Genomic DNA, 20,737 nt, shown 5'->3' with positions numbered 1-20,737 from the left:
AAAAAAAAGATCGAGCAAATAAATTTGCCCGATCTCCATTTATTGATTTTTAACTATATACATTACTTATCCCAGAAAATTCTTCCCTGAGATTGATTCTGTTGCATATATTCAGGTTTAGAAACTAACTTTTGAATCGCTTCAGTATAATTAGCCTCATTTGCCGAATTTGGATTCGGTAATTTTGATCTTCTAGGAATTAAGAAGGTCGTTCCACCCGACTTAATCTCATCTAAGAATGCTGTTCCATCTTTAGGATTCGGACTTTGATAAGCCTTAAATTTCGGCAATCCTGTTCTTTTCCATGTTGCCCACGCCTCTTCAGGTCTCATAAAGAAGTTAACCCATGCTTGAGAAATAATTAATTCTAATTTATGTTGTTGGCTGCCTGTATACTGAACTTGCGGTTGTGCCAAGTATTCCGAAATTTTAGCATCATCAATTGGAGCGTAGTCAGCTACGGTATTATTAGCTGCAGAAAGCACTTTCATCCGAACAGCCCATGTCTGATATTGACGCATAGAGGCTGCAATTCCAGCTTCATACCATGCTTTTGCATCCTTTCCACCTTTTGCTGAGCCTAATTTTTCACAGATCTCTGCCATCATGAAACAAGTCTCGGCATATGTGATTTGCGGAGAAAATAATTTCATATCATCATTATTGTCATAACGAGGATAATCAATATTCCTTGCTCCACCACCAGTCTCAGCATTACCACCATTCTTTACATAAAACCTACTTTGAACCTGAGAAATGGCACGAATAGTATAATTCAATGGACCACCTGGTTTATTCTCAGAGAAACTTAAAAATTCTCTAGAATCGTCAATCGTCGAATTATCCGGAGATGCAGGCATTCCTACATATCTCTTAGTATATTTTGAATATTGTGGGTCAGTTGCAAAATTCGGATGATATTTCTTCAATGAATCCGCAAGATTATCATTTGTGGGATTATTATTACCTGGACCGAAGCCATTCTTACGAATTAAGATTGGAAGCCTTGGATCGTTGTTGTCCTGTAGGAAGGAAACAAACGAGTTGCTCGCAACAAATTGATAAGTTAAAATCGCTGTATCCCAAGTATCATTATTGTGTTCAAGGTTATGATAGTAAATACAAGATTCCTCATTGTTCGAAATAATTCCTCCTGAATTAGTGAAAACATCATCAACTACACTTTTATAATGTGCGTTATCCACCTTTTCAAATCTTTGAGCCATTTTAATCCTAAGGGTATTTCCAAATTTCACCCACTTGGCAATATCTCCGCGGTAAAAGTAATCGTTATTTCCAAGCCCGATTTGATCAGCAGGATTGGAAATCAACTGCGTTACGGATTCCTTAATTATCTTATCAAATGCTTTATATTGATCTTCATACATGTCATATTTAGGAGTATTATTTCCTTGTAACCCTGATAAAGCTTCGGTATAAGGAGCAGCTCCATGGGTATCAAACATTAAGAATGCTTGATAAGTCTGAAGAATTTTAGAAATGGAACTGATGTTCTGATATCTGTCCTTGTCGGTTCTATTTGGAATTACAAAAGTAATCAGGTAATTCAGCTTGTTACCATAAGCGTTATAATAATAATTGTAATATGGCAAAAATGGACTTGGATTATCATTTCTTGTAGGATTCGCATAAATTCCTTCCGATGCTCCCCCATTTGACACAACATATTGCATCAATTGCATTACACCGCTGTATTTACTCATCAAATCCCCACGACCTGAATTATTCCAATTCAAAGTAGCATTTGTGAATACGTATTTAGGATCAGTACTTACCAATAATTCCTCATTCGTATTCATATCTATCATGTCTTTCTTACAGCTAGTCATCATCAGACCACCTAAAAGACTATATATAATTATATTTTTAAACTTTTTCATCTTAGAATTTTACATTAAGTGATACAGAGAAACTTCTAGAATAAGGAACACCACCATACTCATATGGAGTCAATGGGTTGTTCGATTGGATGGATTCTGGATTCAAACCTCCTTTTAGACCATTATAGATATAAAATAAGTTTCTACCTGATATTCCTATTCTAGCATAATCCATTTTTAACCTTTTAGTTAAGGATGTAGGTAATTTATATCCAAGAGTCACCTCTCTCATCATGATCCAAGAGTTATCCATAATTGGATCCTGAACATTCGCACCCCAACCGAAGTTGTAAGCATAATATGCAGATGCTTGGATTGGTTCAATCAGACCTGACTCTACTGCTTCTTTGTAAGTCAGTCCACCTACATCAACCATATTCGCTGGGTTTGCTTTTGATGGAGCTGTTGTACCTTCTCTAAATACCGCATCCAACATGATTCCGTCGTATACAGTTTCTCCTTTGTAATTGGTTCTAGCGATACCACCATGGCCAGCAGAACGACCAATTAATGCATCCTCTAATGCTCCTCTACCCATGGCATATTTATAGGTATGCGAGAAAAATTGACCACCAATACGACCATCTGCCTGTAAGAATAAATCAAAATTCTTGTAATATAAGCTGGTATTTAATCCACCAATAAAATCAGGCTCAATCTTTCCAATAGTTTTCCTATCTGGTTTACCCATATCCACATCAGTCGTCCAATAATAAACCGTGGCAGGATTAGGGTTTCCAGTTCTACCAGCGTATTCTAGAATACGTTTACCGTTTCTTGAATCATTTGGATCATCAGGATTTTCAAATATTGCAGGTGCTGAAGCATAGGAATTATTATATCCAGATGTAATGACACCAAACTCGCCTCCTTCGTAAGCCCAAATTTCAGGTCCCGCATCGGCAGAACCCATTAACTGCCATTCCTTGATTTCAGGATGTAATTTCTTAATCTTACCACGGTTAACAGTGTAGTTAAACTGAACATTCCAACGAAGTTTATCGTTACGGATTGGATCAATATCCAATAACAATTCTATACCTTGATTCTGAATATTACCTGCATTAATTCTTCTAGTTGAAGATCCAGATTCTAATACGTTTCCTAATGTCAAAATTTGATTGAAAGTATTGGTCTTGTAGTAAGTAAAATCTACTCCAAAACGATCATTTACAAATCTTAAATCAGTACCCAATTCAATAGATTGTTGGATCTCAGGTTTAAGGTCCGTATTAGGAATACTTGAAATATTAGGACTTGCAGAAATTACATTATTACGGTCTTGATCAAAAATGGTACTTTGGTTAAAACCTCCAGCACCGTCACTAGTAGCAAATGCTCTAGAGCCCATACCTACTTGTGACCATGATGCTCTCAACTTACCAAATGAAAATGCACTTGGAAGTGATTCTTTAAAGGTATCAGTGAATACCCAAGATAGATTTGCTGATGGATAAAAAATAGAATAATTATTCTTTCCAGATTCTATCCATGTTGGATATAATAATGAGGAGTTCCAATCATTTCTTGCCGATAGCTCTAAAAATACTTGATTTTTATAAGCCAAGTTGGCAACAGCGAATAAACCTATAACCTGATAATTTCCTTTTGTATAATTATATGTTGGATAAATAGTATTTACTGAGTTTGAAAAAGCAAAAAGTCCAGGTACAATTAGTCCTCCATTGGTGTTCTTTCCCCAGTTTTCATTTACTCCATTGCCATAAACTTCAGAAGCAATTTTTAAGTTAGTTTCAAGGTCTCCATCTAAGAAGTTCTTGCTACCATCCAACATAAATAGGAAATTATAATTATTACGTCTTGTTCCATTTACGCCATAATAACCACCACCACCTAAGTAAGGTCCAGCACCATATTGTTTATTAACGTTTAAGGTGTTATAGATTGAATAGTTACCTTGAGCCAATGCCCGAATATTATCAGTAATCGTTGCACGTAAAGCCACGTTTCCAATAACACTTTCTTCATCCCTATCTTCATTATAATAATCTAACCTATGTAAGAAGTTTGCTATTGTACCATATAATGGTTGGGATTTAACTGCATTGGTTACAGGATCACGATAAGTATCATAAAACTTTGCTAGATCCAATGAACGAGGCATATAATAAGTAGTCATTAGAGCCAAGTTTTGACCTTCTCTCCAAAATCCTTGATCATAAGCATTCTTTGCTTTTGACTTTGCGTAGTTTACTCCAAAGTCAACAGAGAAAATATCATTTATTTTTCCATTAGATTTCAAGCTAATTGCATCTCTCTTAAACTCATTATTTTTTAAGACACCACCATTATCGGTGTGTGAATAAGATAATCTAAATACAGCACGCTCATTACCTCCATTGACAGCTAGGTTGGTATTTGAATAATTTCCATTTTGATATAATGCTTTCCAATTATCTGGTTGCGCTGAATAAGCAATTTTCTCACCATCATTGTAATATTGGTTTACCAATTGGCCATTATACTGAGGTCCAAAACTTGATGTTGTTTGATTTGGATTACCCTCTGGTAAGAAATCTCCTTGATATCCATTTCCTACACTTCCTGCTCCAAATTCATTTTGTAATTTGATGTGTGGCGCATAGATATTTTGTATCTGATAGTTCTGTGAGAAATCAATACCTAGACCTTTACGTGCCATCCCGCCTTTGGTTGTAATAACGATAGCACCATTAGCACCGCGTGAACCATATAATGCTGTAGCTGCAGCACCTTTCAAAACATCAATACTCTCGTAATCATCAGGATTTAAATTCTTTAACTGAGAACCCCAATCCTTACCCCCGTAAGTATCTGTAATATTATTTTCCATGACAATACCATCGATTACAAAAATTGGTGAGTTGTTTTTGTCGAGTGATTTTGCCCCACGAATAGTAATACTCGAAGATGAAGTAACCCCAGAAGTTCCAACAGCATTGATCTGAACCCCAGCTACCTTACCTTGCAAGGCATTAACAACATTGATGGTGTTAGTTCTTTGGATTTCTTCAGGTTTTACGCTTGTAGCAGCATATCCTAATGACCTAGTTTGTTTTGTGATACCCATGGCAGTCACCACCACTTCATCGATCGAACTATTATCTTCTTCCAATGTAATATTAATCACCTGCGAAGAAACCGTGACCTCTTGTGATAAAAATCCTTGACTCGAAAATCTTAACTTTTCTCCATTGCTAGCTGCAATCCGATATTCCCCATCTAAATCGGTTTGGGTAGCCCTCGTAGTTCCGACTACGGAAATGGAAACACCAAGTAGTGCTCCATTACTGTCTGTCACCTTCCCAGTAACAAACTGTTGTGAAAATGACATATTGATGCAAAACATCAAAAGCAATGTCATTAAACACCCTTTGTAGATTTTACTCATAGTGAATTGGTTTATTATTATTAATATTTTATTGTGAAAGTTTGGTTTTACAATAACAATAGGTTACCCCTGTTTTAATCAGGGTCAAAAAATAATTAGTTATGATTGTATGAAGGAGTTGTCAAATCCTTCTTTCTTAATAAATTTTTGTCTGAATGTTCAATACAAATACAAGCAGACCCTAGTAATTGCACATTATTTAAATCTGAAAAAACTATTTCTGTATTTTTTGAAAGTCTTGAAATACTAAATTCCAAAAGCGAACTTTTAATCTTTGGTGCTAATATCTCCTTAGCCTTTGACCCTCTACCACTAATTACAATAAGTTGAGGATTAATAATATGGATAAGTGTTGAAATGCCTTTTCCTAAAATATATCCTATTCTATTAATGGATTCCATAGCCAACTGATCCCCTTGGGTGGCCGCATCAATTAATTGCTCTCCTGTAATATATTTTTGATTAATGAAATCCTTTTGTAACGAAGATGGACTTCCTAATTGAAGAGTCTGAATAGTTGATTCTACTGCAGCAAGTAAGGATGCTTCAACTTCTAAACAACCTTTCTTTCCACAAGAACAAAGTTTATTGGAATCCGATAATGGAATGTGGCTAAACTCACCAGCAAAACCTGAATGACCCCTATAGAGTTCATTATCCAAGATCATCCCCAGTCCTACCCCCCAATTTAAATTGATAACCATAACATCCTTGTATGATTTGGCTACTCCAAAATTATGTTCAGCAATGGCAATTGCTTTCGAATCATTCTCTATAAAAACTGGTAAATTAAATTCTTTCTGAAGATTTTTCTTCAAGTTATGAAGCGGAGAATCAACTGGATAGGAATTATTCAATCCACTTTGATAATCGACAAATCCCGGAATTGTGACGCCAATTGCAAAAATTTCAGAAACATCCGTCATATGAAGACATTCCTCAATTAACTTGACAATTTTGGCATATGCATCAGTAGAGGCCAAGGCAATTTGAACTGTTGCTACTTCGGTTTTAAACTGTCTATTAAAATCAATAATTACAGCTGAAGAATAAAACTGGTCAATTGCAATAGATAGAATATTAGGTAGTTTATCCTGATTAGGAATAAATTGACTCGCCCTCCTCCCACCAGTGGAAGCTGCAAGTCCTGCTTGCAAGATTAAACCCGATTGTAAAAGCCTATTGATGGCATTCGTAATATTAGGAATACTCTTCCCAATGGAAATGCTCAAATCCGCAATTGATTGTGGATTAGAAAAATATAGCCTTTTTACAATAGCCAGTTCAAGTGTAGGCATGACTTTATTGATTAGACAAGTAATATATTTCGTTAATAATTGTTAAGTCTAAGCTAAATAAAAAATATTCTAATTCAAAAATACTTTTTAAAAAAAATAAAAAGTGCCTCAGGATATAATAAATTAAAAATTAACATAAGGTTATTTTAATGGTTAATTCTTCAATAAACACAAAGAACTTGTCTGCTAACAATTTGCTTTTTAATTTTAAAAATAATTTCAAGTCCAGAATCTTATGTATCAGGATGATCCTCAACATAAATCTTTGTCAGATATCCATGAAAGTATAGATATCAGTAAAAAGAAATCAAAATATAAAAGAATATTAGGCATGTTTGGACCTGCCTATCTGATTAGTGTTGGGTATATGGATCCTGGGAATTGGGCAACTGACCTTGCTGGTGGAAGTCAATTTGGCTATGCCTTATTATGGGTATTACTGATGAGTAATATCATGGCCTTATTGCTTCAGAATTTATGTGCTCGATTAGGTGTTGTTCGGGGGAAGGATCTGGCGCAGTGTAACCGCGAAACCTATCCGAAAAAGGTCAATTTCGCACTTTACATCCTTGCTGAAATCGCAATTGCAGCTTGTGATTTAGCCGAAGTATTAGGAATGGCAATCGGACTGCATCTACTTTTTGGAATTGATATCATCTGGGGTGTATTAATCAGCTTTGCCGATACCTTCCTCCTCTTATATCTCCAAAAGTTAGGAATGCGGAAGATGGAACTTTTTATTATCGGATTGATTTCATTGATAGGCATGTGTTTTATGGTAGAAATGTTCTTAGCAAAGCCTGATTTTGCAGAAGTAGCTACGGGATTGATCCCAAGCATCCCAAATAGTGCCGCATTGTATATCGCAATAGGAATTATTGGTGCAACCGTAATGCCACATAATCTATACCTACACTCCGCATTGGTCCAAACCAGAAAAATTGATAGAGACACAAAATCCATAAAAAGATCTTTGAAATATAATTTCTGGGATAGTGCAATTGCCCTCAATCTGGCCTTCTTTGTCAATGCAGCAATATTAATACTCGCCGCTTCCGTATTTCACAAAAATGGATTACATGAGGTCGCTGAACTAGATGATGCTTACCATTTATTAAATAATATTCTAGGTACAGAATTGGCCCCTAAGTTATTTGCTATAGCTTTAATTTTAGCTGGTCAAAGTTCAACGGTTACTGGCACTTTAGCTGGTCAAATTGTTATGGAAGGCTATTTAAGATTAAGAATCAGCCCTGCGCTCAGAAGGATAATTACCAGATTACTGGCCATTATTCCTGCCGTCTTAGTAATTCTTATCTCTGGTGAAGACCATGTAGGACAACTTCTTATTTTTAGCCAGGTTATCCTCAGTATGCAATTGGCCTTTGCAGTCATCCCCTTAATTCACTTCGTTTCTGATAAAAATAAAATGGGAATATTTGTGATCAATAACCAAACTAAGGTTTTTGCATGGCTTATTGCCGCGGTAATTGCAGTCTTAAATTTTAAACTGGTTTACGATGAATTATATAGATGGGTCCAAAATGCAACAAACCCACTGGTTCCCATGCTGGTTATTCTATTGGCATTAGGATTAATCCTCTTATTGTTGATCACCTTATTTTACCCAATTTTCTGGAAAACAAAACCTGTTGAAACAGATGTTCACCAATCATTTGAACCCATCGCCATGGAAACCAAGAAATCCTTTAATACAATATTGATTGCTTTAGATTTTTCAATTTCAGATCAGAAGGTCATACAGTATTCATTACAACTAGCTGATTCCGAGAGCAAGTTTGTTCTGATCCACATTGTGGAAAGTGCATCAGTTAAATATGACGGCAACTCTTCTGATGATCTGGAATCAAGACAGGATTTGGAAAGACTAAAACGCTTTGCAGATTATCTGATTTCTAATGGACATCAAACCCAATTTGAATTAGGCTATAACAACCGGATTAAGAATATTGTGAGGTTCTGTAAAAAATATCAAGCAGATCTTTTGGTTGTAGGAAGTCATGGCCACAGAGGATTTAAAGATTTTATTTTTGGCGAAACAGTTAATAAATTGCGCCATGCGGTTAATATCCCTGTTTTTATCGCCAAATAACTCTTCCCGAAATCTGAATAAATTAATTTACCAAATAGATACTTTATTGGTATGGTTTTGGTTTAACTAAAACAGCAAAATCACACTATACTATATGAAAAAAAGAATCTTATTTGGTGCAGGTATAGCACTATTCTCTGCACTAAGTTTTAGCTGTAGCAAGGACGATGGACCGAATGGCGAAGTTGGAAACAATTATTTTTCAGTTAAGATTGATGGAAAGGAAAAAACATTTCCAATTGTTGAAGCAGCTTGGGTTGAAGGCGGAAATTACCTAATGATTAGTGCAATGGATAACGGAAAAGAGTCCGTTATGATCTCTGTGATGTCAGACAAAACCAGAGTTCCAGCTGGTACTTATACCCTTCAAGATAACTCTGGATTCTCCATCCTAGCAGCTCATAATACCACCAAAGATGAGGTTCAAGTAAATTCTACAGCTTCTAGGGATACCGATGCGCCTGAAGATTCTTTCAATTTGAAAATTGATAACATAAACAACAATCTTGTTGAAGGGACATTCTCGGGAACTTTGATTCGGGTTCAAGGATTAGAAACTCTTGGCTCAACGAAATTAACAGATGGGAAATTTAAGACTAGTATACAGCCTAACTAGTCTATAAAATATCTACTGAACTCTACCTCTATCTTTCAAAATGGAGGTAGATTTTTTTATGCCTTTTCTACAATAAATATAGAGCGAATTGACTCTATAAATTTCTGTTCCAGATTTTTCACCTTCTTCCTGAAGAAATCAAAATCCCCAATCAATTCATCGTAATTTGCTAGCATATCCTTTATTTTCGATACTACCAATTCCTCATTATTAAAATCCTCAAGTTTATATTGCTCAGGAATAGCAACATCAAAATTATTTTCTGAAGCATTTCTTTTCCCAACCAATAACATGGTACCATTTAAAACGGTTTCCTTAGGAAGTCGTTCAGGACCTGGAAATTTCCCAAAGTCAACATATAATTTACTCTGTTGAAAAAGGTTTTTCATGCCTTTTACATCCAGTCCTTGTATAGGTTCAAATTCTAAATCAGTACGAGTTAATAACTTCTTCATGATCGTTGAACTTTTTGAAGGATTATATAAAATTTTATTACTCCTGTTTTTAGAGGATAAATCAATATCTCCAAAATCTAAAAACTCCAAACCTAATGGTTCGACAAGCAGATGTACATTATTGAACCTTTCTTTGGTAAATTGATAAGTAAACATGGAACCACATAAATTATAATCCTCTGGTTTAATTTTATAGGCTTGAACCAAATATTTTTCGTAATCAAATTTTTTATAAAACTCTTTTCGTAATTCAAAAATAGAAGAAGGTATGATTTTCCTGAGTTTGGATTTAATCTTACGCCTGATCGTTTGCGGAAATGCATCAAAGCCATCATAAAATTGTAATCCCAGCCACCAAATACATTTCCTCGCTTTCTTGATTTGATTGAGATATATGGTATGCATCTCCGGAACGATAATCACGTTCTCCTTACTATCTACAACTTGATCTATTGGAATTATCTGTGGAGTATATTTTTCATATTGTGGGTGCAACTTTGCATCCTGAAAATAAACCAAACGGGTTTGATACCCAGATTTGATTAAATAGTAATGCAACTGATGTAATGCTTCCGGACCACCAGATGCCAAATTACCCGGCGCTAGAACATAAATGATTGATTTCTTGGATAATTGAATCATCAAATAATAATATAAATAATAATATGGTTTGTTTTTAATGTTGCTTAATCATTAATTGCTAATTTAATTAATTTTCAACTCATGCCACAAATTATTGCTCTAAACAATTAAACATCAATGCCTTTTAGATTATTTTTTTAATTTTTAGCTCCTATCGTAACAATTTCACTTACACATAGTAATCTCTCTTCCATCTCTTAAAAATTTCATTTTTAATGACTTAAATTAGTTCTACCTAAACAAAAACAACTACCAATGGATAACAGAAGAGAATTTTTAAGGAAAATCATCATGCTTTCTGGCGCTACTGGAATGGTAAATGTGATTCCTTCCTCGATTCAAAAAGCAATGGCTATTAACCCGGCCCCAGGAAGTACTTATCTTGATGCTGAACATATCGTAATTCTAATGCAAGAAAATCGTTCTTTCGATCATGCATTTGGATCGCTTTCAGGCGTTCGAGGTTTTAATGACCCCCGTGCTGTACTTCTCCCTAATAAAAACCCTGTATGGTTTCAAACGGACTTAGCGGGTAAAACATTTGCTCCTTTCCGATTAAACATGAAAGAAAGCAACAGCACCTGGACAGGTGATCTGCCACATTCTCGAGCAAGTCAGGTGGATGCCTACAATCTTGGAAAATATGATAATTGGCTTCCCTCTAAACGTTCTAATCATAAAAAATATGCTGATATGCCATTGACTCTCGGTCATTATACCCGAGAGGATCTATCTTTCAATTATGCTTTGGCAGATGCTTTTACCATTTGTGATCAAAATTTCTGCTCGGCAATGACCAGTACCACTCCAAATCGATCTTTCTTTTGGACCGGAAAAATTATGAGCCAGGAAGATGGCTTAGCAAAGGCAAATATTAGAAATGAGGATTATTCTTATGGTAAACAAAAATGGAAGACTTTCCCAGAAGCCCTTGAGGAAAATGGAATATCCTGGGGATTCTACCAGAATGAATTAAGCAGTGGCGGTGGCTTTCAGGGAGAAGAACGTTCCTGGTTAAGTAATTTTGGCTGTAACCTCCTTGAATTTTTCCAAGCATATAATGTAAAATTCAAAGATAGATATATCGAAAATCTGCAAAATAGAGTGGATAAACTACCTGCTGAAATAAACCAATTGCAAGAGGAAAGCCCTTCTTCCGAAGATCGAGCAAAAAAAGTTCAAGCCAGTATTAGAGATAAACAAAATGCGCTCAATAATGCGCAAGAAGAATTGAAACTATGGAATAAAACAAATTTCAATAAACTTTCTTCCTCTCAAAAAAACTTATTTAACCGGGCATTCATTACCAATGAGAAGGATCCTGACTACCGAAGTTTAGATCAGCTTTCATATACCGATAATCAAACAAAAAGAGAACTAGCAGTTCCCAAAGGCAATCTCTTCCATCAGTTTCAGGAAGATGTAAACTCCGGAAAATTACCTACGGTTTCATGGTTGGCAGGACCACAAAATTTTTCTGACCATCCTAGTGCTCCTTGGTATGGAGCATGGTATGTTTCTGAAATTTTGGATATCCTGACCAAAAATCCAGAGGTATGGAAAAAAACTATTTTTATTGTTACCTATGACGAGAATGATGGCTATTATGACCATATTCCTCCTTTTAGTATACCAGATAAAAATAAACCAGAAACAGGAAAGGTTTCAAATGGAATTGAAACGGAGGACGAATTCGTCCGGCTCTCCAATGAAATAAAACAAGGTGTTCCTGAAAAACAAGCACGTGGTGCGGCCGTAGGCCTCGGATTTCGCGTCCCTATGATCATTGCATCCCCTTGGAGTAGAGGTGGAAAAGTATGTTCTCAAGTTTTTGACCACACCTCTACCCTACAGTTCCTGGAGCATTTTGTCAATAAAAAATTCAAGAAAAATATCAATTTTGAAAACATTGGAACCTGGAGAAGAACTATTTGTGGAAATTTAACTTCTGCATTTACAGCATTTGATAGCAAGGATAAAAACCTGAATTTTATTAATAGAAATCCTTTCTTGGAAACAATTTATAATGCAAAATTCAAAGATAGTCCGGGCAACTTCAAAGAAATCAGTAAACAACAAATCCAAGAAGCTTTTAAAACAAAAAATTATGCTTCCTTAATGTCCCAACAAGAGGTGGGTAAACGTCCTTCGACAGCATTACCTTATCAGATCAGTGCCCATGGCCAAGTGAATAATGATAATTTCATTATCCGCATGCAAGCCGAAGATAAACTATTTGGAAATCAGTCCGCTGGTTCACCATTTACCGTTTATGCCCCAAATAATTTTCAGGATGAAAAATCTTCGGCAGAAGCCTGTAGAAACTGGTTCTTCGCAGTTAAACCTGCTGATGAAATCCAATATGAATGGCCAATTAATGGTTTTGAAAACGGAAAATACAATCTCCATCTTCATGGTCCGAATGGATTCTTTCGAGAATTCTCAGGCACTGCAAATGACCCTCATGTTTCAATTGAACTACTCTCTGAATTAAAAAGAATTACAAAAGCTCCTACTGAAAGCATGATATTAAACCTGAAAAACAATGGTGACTCTCCAATCCAATTAGTCGTGAAGGATATGAGCTATAAGAGTGGAACCTTTTTTGAAAATAGTATTGCTGCCAATTCAGAAATAAAAATAAAATTAAATCTGGAAAAGAGCTTCGGCTGGTATGACTTCATTGTTTCTTCTCCATCTAACCAAGACTTTTTCCAAAGATTCGCTGGTAGAATGGAAACAGGTAAGGAAAGTTTTACGGATCCTTTGATCAATAGAAGTTAAATTGCGAGTAGCCAAATTGGTCCTTGGGACATTTTAAATAGGCAAATAGATGTACTCCTTATTATTTCAGATATTTATTTTTATCTTAAAAGAAATTTTATTTACAACAAAGATTTAAAATGCCTCAAGTACCAAAATGGATGGCTGATGCCATGGAGTCCCTTTTTAAAGGATCTTTTCACTCCGCAAAAATTACAGAAATTAAATACATAAATCCATCCCTTAAATACATCCGCTTTAAAGGTGATTTCTCTGGCATAAAAAAAGATTTTATCCCAGGAAATGTTATTGAATTTCGAATCAATGATCAACAATTCAGACATTATACACCAAGTTACTTCGATCTGAAAAAAGGAATCTGTGATGTATACTTCTATATCAATGGAAAAGGACCTGGCAGTATTTGGGCTGATAATCTGGCTTTGGATGATGAATTAAAAATAATGGGACCAAGTAGAAAAATGAACTTTAATTATTCTGCAAGCAGTCATGTTGTTTTTGGTGATGAAACTTCCTTAGGTCTAATGCAGAACATCTATCAGGAAGCAAAAAAACAAGGTAAACCTTGTTGTTGCATAATTGAAATTAAACCCAATCATTTGGATTGGCTTGATCATATCCGAATAGATTTTGAAAACATAGTGGTTCTTGATTCCAGCACAGCAAGCATTGAACAAAGCTCTTTTAAAGAATGGTTACTCAATCAAAGACCTATTCAATCCGAAATGGAATTTTACCTGACTGGAAATGCCAGTTCCATCCAAAAAATTCAAAAAGATCTTATTTCAAATGGCTATTCAAAGAAGCAGATGCAGACCTACCCTTATTGGGCTCAAGGTAAGGTAGGTCTCTAAATCTTCGAATTATTTAATTAATGATTCAAGCATCAAGGTTAGCATTTGTTCATTATCTGAATCCACCATAAAATCAGAATAGACAATTCTTCCTTCCTGATCAACTATGATATTGGTGGGTGCAGCATAGATCTTATAGTCTTTCTTTATCTCCTTTGAAGCACCTAAAGGTTTAAAGGTAAATCCGGTGTTTTCAATAAAGGGTTGGACAAGATGATCTTGTTCCCGATAAATATTGACTCCAAGGTATTGGAATTTATTCCGATCTATACCTTTAATCGCATTTTCAAAATGTGGCATCTCGCCTCTACATGGTCCACATGCTGGATACCAAAAGGTCAGTAAGGTAACTTTACCCTTTAAATCATCTAGGGTAACTTTTTGCTCTGAATCAAAAGAATCTATTGAAAAAGGAAGTGCTTCTTTGGAGTTTGAAATGGCAAGTTGATAAACATCTCCTTTTACATCAGTCTCGGTTTTGCCTAGTTTCTTTCCATAAGCAAAGATGGCTTCTTGAACTACAAGTGAAGGTTTGGTTGATTGGATAATAATCAAACTATCATATGCAGCTTGAGTTTCCTTATTCGCATCTAAAGCTAATGCTTTATTCAGCATCAGTAAACTACCTAAATCATTGCCGTTCAAAGTTCTGTATTGAAGATTAATGATTTGCTCTTTGGCCTCAGCATACTTGCCGGCACGCATTTTTGCCTCATATATCTTTAGGTCCTGCGCCAATTTAAGATTTTTTCCAAGACCAAAATCAGCTTCGCCCTTATCTTTATACTTTGTGGCAACTTCAATTGCTTGATCATATTGTCCCTCCATTATATAAATATTCACCAATCGGGTTACAGCTACAAGAAAAACCATACTTTCCTCATCTGGAAATAAGGTCAGCATCCTTTCTCCTAACCTAATTTTCTCTTCATTGTTTTCCAATTCTAATCCTGCAATGTTGAAAATCAACAATGCCTGTTCTGATTTCGGATATTGTTCAATAAAAGCATTAGCCTTTGCACTAAATTCACTTGGGTTATGAGAAAATAAGAATACATATCTTACTTTTAAATCCAAATTATCAGGGCTGGCTTTCATTGCTTGCTCAATATAGTTGATTTCATCTTCCTGATTCCCTTTAAAAGCCGCATCAGTAGCAAGGTTTTCCCAATTTTCAATATTTGAAGGGTCTATCTCCGCAGCTTTTAATAGATATTTCTGTCTTTTGGGACTAAAATCCCCTAACTTATTGGCAATGGCTATCTGTAAGGTTGCTGACTTAGGATGCTTGGCAATAATTTTAGCATATTCCTTTTCCGCTTGTTCTGGATTGGCAAAACCCGCCAAATATTCCTCATTCAAATCCATGCTATCAGGATTTGCCATAACCGCAGCCCTCAATTCTGCCATTTCTTTCGCCGATAGCAAAAACTCTTCTGTACTTTGAGAATAAACCCTTGGAATATGAACTAAAACAAGTAGAAATAATGCTAATATTTTTAAGGAATTATTTATCATAGCTATATTATTCTTAGTATTTATTCTGTTCTATAACGCCATTACTTGCTTCAATATCCGAAACAGGAATAGGTGCTGCCCAACGTCTAGACCCTTTTTCCAAGGTATAGTTCTGAACTTTCTGGTCGTCTAAAACAATGGAATTATTAAAAGGATAAAATGATCGCTTCAACTGAATATCATCCGTAGCAATCTCATTATGATTATATCGACGAACATCAAACCATCTTTGCGAAAATGGCATTTCTCTCCTTCGCTCTTCGGAAACCTTTTTTATCGCATCTTCCTTATTGGCTGCCGACAAATTTACCCAAGCTCCTGCAACCATTCTTTTAGCCCGCAAGGAATTCAATGTTTGCATTGAGGCTGCTGCATTTCCCAAATGTGCCTGAGCCTCAGCTTTGGTTAATAATACCTCTGCCACTGTTGGTCCTGAAGGAATTCTGTTTTTATAAAAAAATACATATCCAGGATAATTATAAGAAGGTTTGATCATTCCACGATCATAGGAATAACCTTCTACAACATTATATTTATAGCGTAAATCATGTTCCTTATCATATAAATTCAACAATTCAGGACTTGGAATGTACCAATACGAGTCATTTGCAAGCATTCGAAAATATAAAAACTCCTTCCAGCCTATCATATCCGTATATTCCACTTGATTATTATGCGTATATGGAAACTGGATTGTGAAATTCTTCTGACTTGCAGTTCCTGCATCCAGGGTCACTGTCTTTGGAATACCATAACGCATTTGAGTATTATAATCAACTAAAGTACTGTATCCAGCTAATGCCTCATTTGCAAATTGCAAAGCCTTATTGTAGTCATTTCTATTTAACCAATATCTAGCTGCAAATGCATTGACAGCCGTTTTATTGGCTCTCCAATGTACTGAACGACCACTTTGAACCAAAGGCGTACTAATCTTTAATGCCTCAGTAAGGTCGCTTTCAATCTGTTGATAAGTGGTTGCCAAAGACTGTCTTTGCGCATTTTCTTCAAAACTGATGGTTTGTTTAATTGGCAATCCTGGCTCATTCTTATTGGCTTCAGTATATGGTAGACAATAAGTATTCACCAATACCCAATTGCTATAGGCTCTGATAAAATGAGCCTCTGCTTTTAAATTATTTTTCTGCTCTATTGTTCCTCCAGACACTTGATCTAGATAGGTGAGAACAGTATTCGCATAAAATATTTTTTTATACTCATTCCCCCAAAAATCATCGCCAATGTTCGTTGTTAAAAATTTGCTGTCCCATAAGGCATATTTAACCCGACTAATTGCAAACACGGAAGGGTCAGCATCATACATAGCAGAGCTTAAATAATAATCATCTGAACTAAAAGCTGCAGTTTGATTCACCTCTTCTGAAAAAACAGCTGAATAATTATTCAAGAGCTGATTGAGCTGATCAAAAGTCTTGATTTCCAACTCCGAAGTTTTACTCGGTGGAACATCTAGAAAATCATCGATCTTACTACAGGAACCTAATAATATCGAGGTTAATATAATGATGGAAAATATTCTTTTTTTCATTTTTCAAAATTTTAAAAGTCGAACTTCAATCCAAAGGTATAGCTTGGCATAAGCCTCAAACTTCCCATCGGATATTCAGGATCCTCACCCGCTTTATTGGAATAAACACTAAATAGATTATTCCCTTGGGCATACAATAACACATTATTCAATCCTATTTTATTTGAAATAGAACTTGGGAATGTATAACTCAAATTAACCTCTTGAAGTCGAACATGCGACGCTGATTGAATCAAATAATCCATTGATCCAGTGAAATATTCCCAGATATAATACTCTGAATCATCCTTATTTAATGGTAATGGAACTATCTTCGAAGGATCGCCAGTATTGACATCTGTCAACTTAGCATTCGGCAATACTCTGGAAACCCAATTCGGTGGATAATTAAAACCTAAGGTCTGAAAGACGTGCCCGAATTTCCCGGTGACAATAAATGAAAAGTTGAAATCCTTGTATTTGAAGGAGTTCATGAAACCTAATGTATAAGGGGCAACCATAGTTCCCATATTTTTTAAATAGGTTAATGGATCACCTTCGGGAAATGCAGAAAGCGGGAATGGCTGACCTTCAGGACCTATTTTGGTCGGTTGATTATTTTCAATTCCCGAATACACCCACCTCCATGCTGTATTTGCATCATAACCCTTGACATAGGCTGCTGTACCTCCTAATGGCATTTGGAATGCATTATAGTTAACAACAAACAAGTCTGTGATCTCATTTTTATTATAAGAGAAATTCAGATTCCCCGTCCATTGTATATCGGAACTTAAATTTTGTGAAGTCCCCAATTCAACTTCAACTCCTTTATTGACCATGGCAGCATTGTTGAGTTTCTGCATGAAAGTTCCATGAATTGATGGAATCGATAGCTCTGCTAATAAATCTGTTCCGTTTTTCTTATAAAAGTCCACCTTACCAAATAATTTATGATCAAATAATGAAAAGTCTACTCCCAAATCCCAATTGCTGGTTTGCTCCCATCTCAAAGTTGGATTTCCATAACTTGCAAAACCTGCAATTAATCCATTGATATAAAGGTCCGGAGATTGACTCGGTGTAATCAATGGCCTAAAGGTAGTGGAAGGATCATAATTCCCTAATTTACCATAGGTTATGCGAGCTGACAAGCGATCTACCCAATCAATATTTTCCATAAACCCTTCTTTATGAGCATGCCACATCCCTCCAATGGAAAAGAATGGTGCATACCTATACCGAGGATTATCTGTGATTAAATTGGATGCATCAAAACGATAGCTACCGCTTAAAACATACTTTTGTTTATAGGTATATGCTGCATTTCCATAGGCTGAAAATAAACGTTGCGTAGTATATCCGAAGGTATTTAGGTAAGGGAAAGTAATCTCTTGCCCCATGTAATCATAAATTGGGCTCTTGGGTCCTCCAGGGCCATTTGGAAAAGTACCAACAGCCAAGGTCTCTTCATTGTATCCATAGGCCGGTGGATTCTCAAAAGTTTGACCAACCAAACTCTGAAATTCCATTCCCGCAAGAGCATCCAGTTCATGATCAACTCCAAATTCTCGATTATACCTTAGTTGACCCCTTACATTATATAAATCTGTACGAACTCGTTTTTGCTTTAAGATACCTCCTAATGGAAGATTTGCAATAAATACATTTGGATCAACGGAGGAATCCCATGTCGTCGACTCATTGACAGTTTTTCTAACTTCAAAGCTGTTCTCATTGTATAAATCTTGAGTATTATAGTTACCATATTCATATTGCCCCCTCAATTCCGCTGTTAAGCCATTCAATAGTTTGAAATTCAATGCTCCCTGAAATCTTGCCTGACTCTGGTCTACGCTAAGCTTTCTGTTTGCAATTTCTAAAATCGGATTGTAGGTCCAATCCGAATAGGGAAAAGATGCAGTAGGAACATCCCTATCTAATATAGGCGTATAATATCTATGAATATTGGTAAAGGATCCATCCGGATTCTTTAACATATCATATGGGGACCAACTGTTCAGGTCTGCCAGGGTTACTCCGCTATTATTATCTTTATTATATAGATAATTCGCCCCCAAGGTTACATCCAACCATTTGGTAATACTTGAATTATTTCTAAAATTGATAAGGTATTTCTTAGAGTCTGTTTCTTTAAAATTGGATTGATTACTTTGATGCATGAAAGACAAATAATTTGTCATCCTTTCTGACCCACCTGAGATGGATAAATTATATTGAGTAGCAGCTGGATTCGCCAATAGATAATCTGAAATTTGTTTCTTATTGTCCAAGGTTTTCAAATTCGCCAGCTGGGCATCTCGCTCAGCTTTTGAAATAAATCCATAATTTGCTTCATTCATCAAAATGGAGGCTGTACTCCAATCGTAACCAACATCAAAAAATGAAATGGGATCAGGTAGGGCTCTCCAATTTTCGTAGGCTTTCATCTCATAATCTACCGTTTCTGAAGACGACGCCAATGGACGTACATAATCCAAATCCATTTTCGGAGAAATTTTGGTGAACACATTTAAATCCACCTTTAAAGGCGAATTCTTACTGGCATTCTTCGTCGTAACGACGATAACCCCATTTGCTGATCGAGCACCCCAAACTGAACCTGCTGCTGCATCCTTCAACACAGTTACTGATTCCACATCATTGGGATTGATTGAAGCAAAGTCTCCTTGTATAGGAAACCCATCTACAACAACCAATGGCGATGCATTAGCCAATAAACTCGATTGTCCTCGGATTTCAAACTTCGGATTTCCTTTATCGTCGATAGAGCGTGCTTGAACACCAGCAATAGTACCTACTAACCGTTGCGAAATATCAGTTGCCGGTTTCTCAAGTTGTGCTTTCGAAACAGTCCCATAAGAACCTGTAGAGCGTTCCTTTGAAATCGTTTGAAAACCTGTATTGACAACAGTAACCTCACCTATACTTTCTGGCTTGGGGTTCAATTGGATATTATAGAACTGTTTTTCATCAACCTTTACTTGCCCCTTTTCATAGCCCAAATAGCTGATTTCTAACATATCATTTGTCCGGACCTCATCCATACTAAAACTTCCCTGAGCATCCGTCGAATAGCTTTTGCCTGTACGAAGATTTTTGATGGTAGCTCCAGCCAACTTCTCTCCTTTTTCATTCAGCACCTGGCCTCCAATAGTTTCTTGAGCATTCGATTCGGAACTTTCCTTAATTGGAGAAGTTACATTTTTTGAAATTGGCTTCATGGAAATTGATATGGACTTTCCACTTCGCTTATATTGTAAAGGTCTATCCTCCAATAATTGCGGCATAACTTCTTGCAGCTCCTGATTAGAAACTTTTAGATTGACTTTCCAATTAGGATTAATGGACCCCTCCTCATAAATAAAAATAAACCCCGTCTGCTTAGTAATCTCTAAAAAAGCCTTTTTTAATGTAGCTCCCTTAAGATCTAGGTTAATTTTCTGAGCATTGGAATTAGCCATTGCGCCAAACATGGAAAATAAAAACAAAAAGAAAGTTAGTTTCATTTTTAATAAAAAAACACGCTTTTTATTGCTCATTGTGAAATCATAAATGAACAATACACCCATTAAAAATTTTCAAGATGCTATTAAAGCTCTTTAATCACATCTTA

The 20,737-nt window shown here is 35.9% G+C and carries 11 protein-coding genes; 4 read left to right on the top strand and 7 right to left on the bottom strand.

Annotated elements, in window-relative coordinates:
* Positions 1-62: 62 nt before the first annotated feature.
* From ACF3OC_RS07825 to ACF3OC_RS07815, 3 genes are all read right to left on the bottom strand, one after another.
* A complete protein-coding gene (locus ACF3OC_RS07825; protein WP_094281537.1) occupies positions 63-1,901 on the bottom strand; it encodes a SusD/RagB family nutrient-binding outer membrane lipoprotein in 1,839 nt (612 codons plus the stop codon).
* Position 1,902: 1 nt separating this feature from the next.
* Complete coding sequence (locus ACF3OC_RS07820; RefSeq protein WP_218823983.1) at positions 1,903-5,292, bottom strand: SusC/RagA family TonB-linked outer membrane protein; 3,390 nt, start codon at positions 5,290-5,292, stop codon at positions 1,903-1,905.
* A 95-nt stretch (positions 5,293-5,387) separates the two neighbouring features.
* Positions 5,388-6,590 carry an ROK family transcriptional regulator gene (locus tag ACF3OC_RS07815; protein WP_094281533.1) on the bottom strand — a complete coding sequence of 401 codons (1,203 nt, stop codon included), beginning with the start codon at positions 6,588-6,590 and terminating at the stop codon, positions 5,388-5,390.
* Positions 6,591-6,825: 235 nt separating this feature from the next.
* Between ACF3OC_RS07815 and ACF3OC_RS07810 the strand changes: the two genes are divergently transcribed.
* Both ACF3OC_RS07810 and ACF3OC_RS07805 read left to right on the top strand, forming a co-directional pair.
* Positions 6,826-8,703 (top strand): Nramp family divalent metal transporter, encoded by a 1,878-nt coding sequence (locus ACF3OC_RS07810; RefSeq protein ID WP_094281531.1) that lies wholly within the window; start codon positions 6,826-6,828, stop codon positions 8,701-8,703.
* A 94-nt stretch (positions 8,704-8,797) separates the two neighbouring features.
* On the top strand, positions 8,798-9,319 hold the full coding sequence (locus ACF3OC_RS07805) for a hypothetical protein (protein ID WP_094281530.1): 522 nt from the start codon (positions 8,798-8,800) through the stop codon (positions 9,317-9,319).
* A 56-nt stretch (positions 9,320-9,375) separates the two neighbouring features.
* On the opposite strand, the gene ACF3OC_RS07800 is transcribed toward ACF3OC_RS07805, so the two are convergent.
* Complete coding sequence (locus ACF3OC_RS07800) at positions 9,376-10,416, bottom strand: hypothetical protein (protein WP_094281529.1); 1,041 nt, start codon at positions 10,414-10,416, stop codon at positions 9,376-9,378.
* 255 nt (positions 10,417-10,671) lie between these two features.
* Here ACF3OC_RS07800 and ACF3OC_RS07795 point away from each other — a divergent pair, with 255 nt between their 5' ends.
* Positions 10,672-13,200 (top strand): phosphocholine-specific phospholipase C, encoded by a 2,529-nt coding sequence (locus ACF3OC_RS07795; protein ID WP_094281528.1) that lies wholly within the window; start codon positions 10,672-10,674, stop codon positions 13,198-13,200.
* 119 nt (positions 13,201-13,319) lie between these two features.
* Positions 13,320-14,054 (top strand): siderophore-interacting protein, encoded by a 735-nt coding sequence (locus ACF3OC_RS07790; protein ID WP_094281526.1) that lies wholly within the window; start codon positions 13,320-13,322, stop codon positions 14,052-14,054.
* 9 nt (positions 14,055-14,063) lie between these two features.
* On the opposite strand, the gene ACF3OC_RS07785 is transcribed toward ACF3OC_RS07790, so the two are convergent.
* The 3 genes from ACF3OC_RS07785 to ACF3OC_RS07775 are packed head-to-tail and all read right to left on the bottom strand — an operon-like array spanning position 14,064 to position 20,630.
* Positions 14,064-15,572, bottom strand: coding sequence for a redoxin domain-containing protein (locus ACF3OC_RS07785; RefSeq protein ID WP_094281524.1), 1,509 nt, complete (start codon positions 15,570-15,572; stop codon positions 14,064-14,066).
* Positions 15,573-15,585: 13 nt separating this feature from the next.
* Positions 15,586-17,121: a RagB/SusD family nutrient uptake outer membrane protein gene (locus ACF3OC_RS07780; RefSeq protein WP_094281522.1), complete on the bottom strand. Its 1,536-nt coding sequence runs from the start codon at positions 17,119-17,121 to the stop codon at positions 15,586-15,588.
* A gap of 11 nt (positions 17,122-17,132) precedes the next feature.
* The gene (locus tag ACF3OC_RS07775) at positions 17,133-20,630 is read right to left on the bottom strand and encodes a SusC/RagA family TonB-linked outer membrane protein (RefSeq protein WP_179221505.1); all 3,498 of its coding nucleotides are present in this window, start codon (positions 20,628-20,630) and stop codon (positions 17,133-17,135) included.
* Positions 20,631-20,737 lie beyond the last annotated feature (107 nt).

This window comes from Sphingobacterium cellulitidis, assembly GCF_043187465.1.
Taxonomy (GTDB): domain Bacteria; phylum Bacteroidota; class Bacteroidia; order Sphingobacteriales; family Sphingobacteriaceae; genus Sphingobacterium; species Sphingobacterium cellulitidis.
Note: the sequence above shows the minus strand (reverse complement) of the source record. Positions and strands in the feature narration are given on the sequence as shown.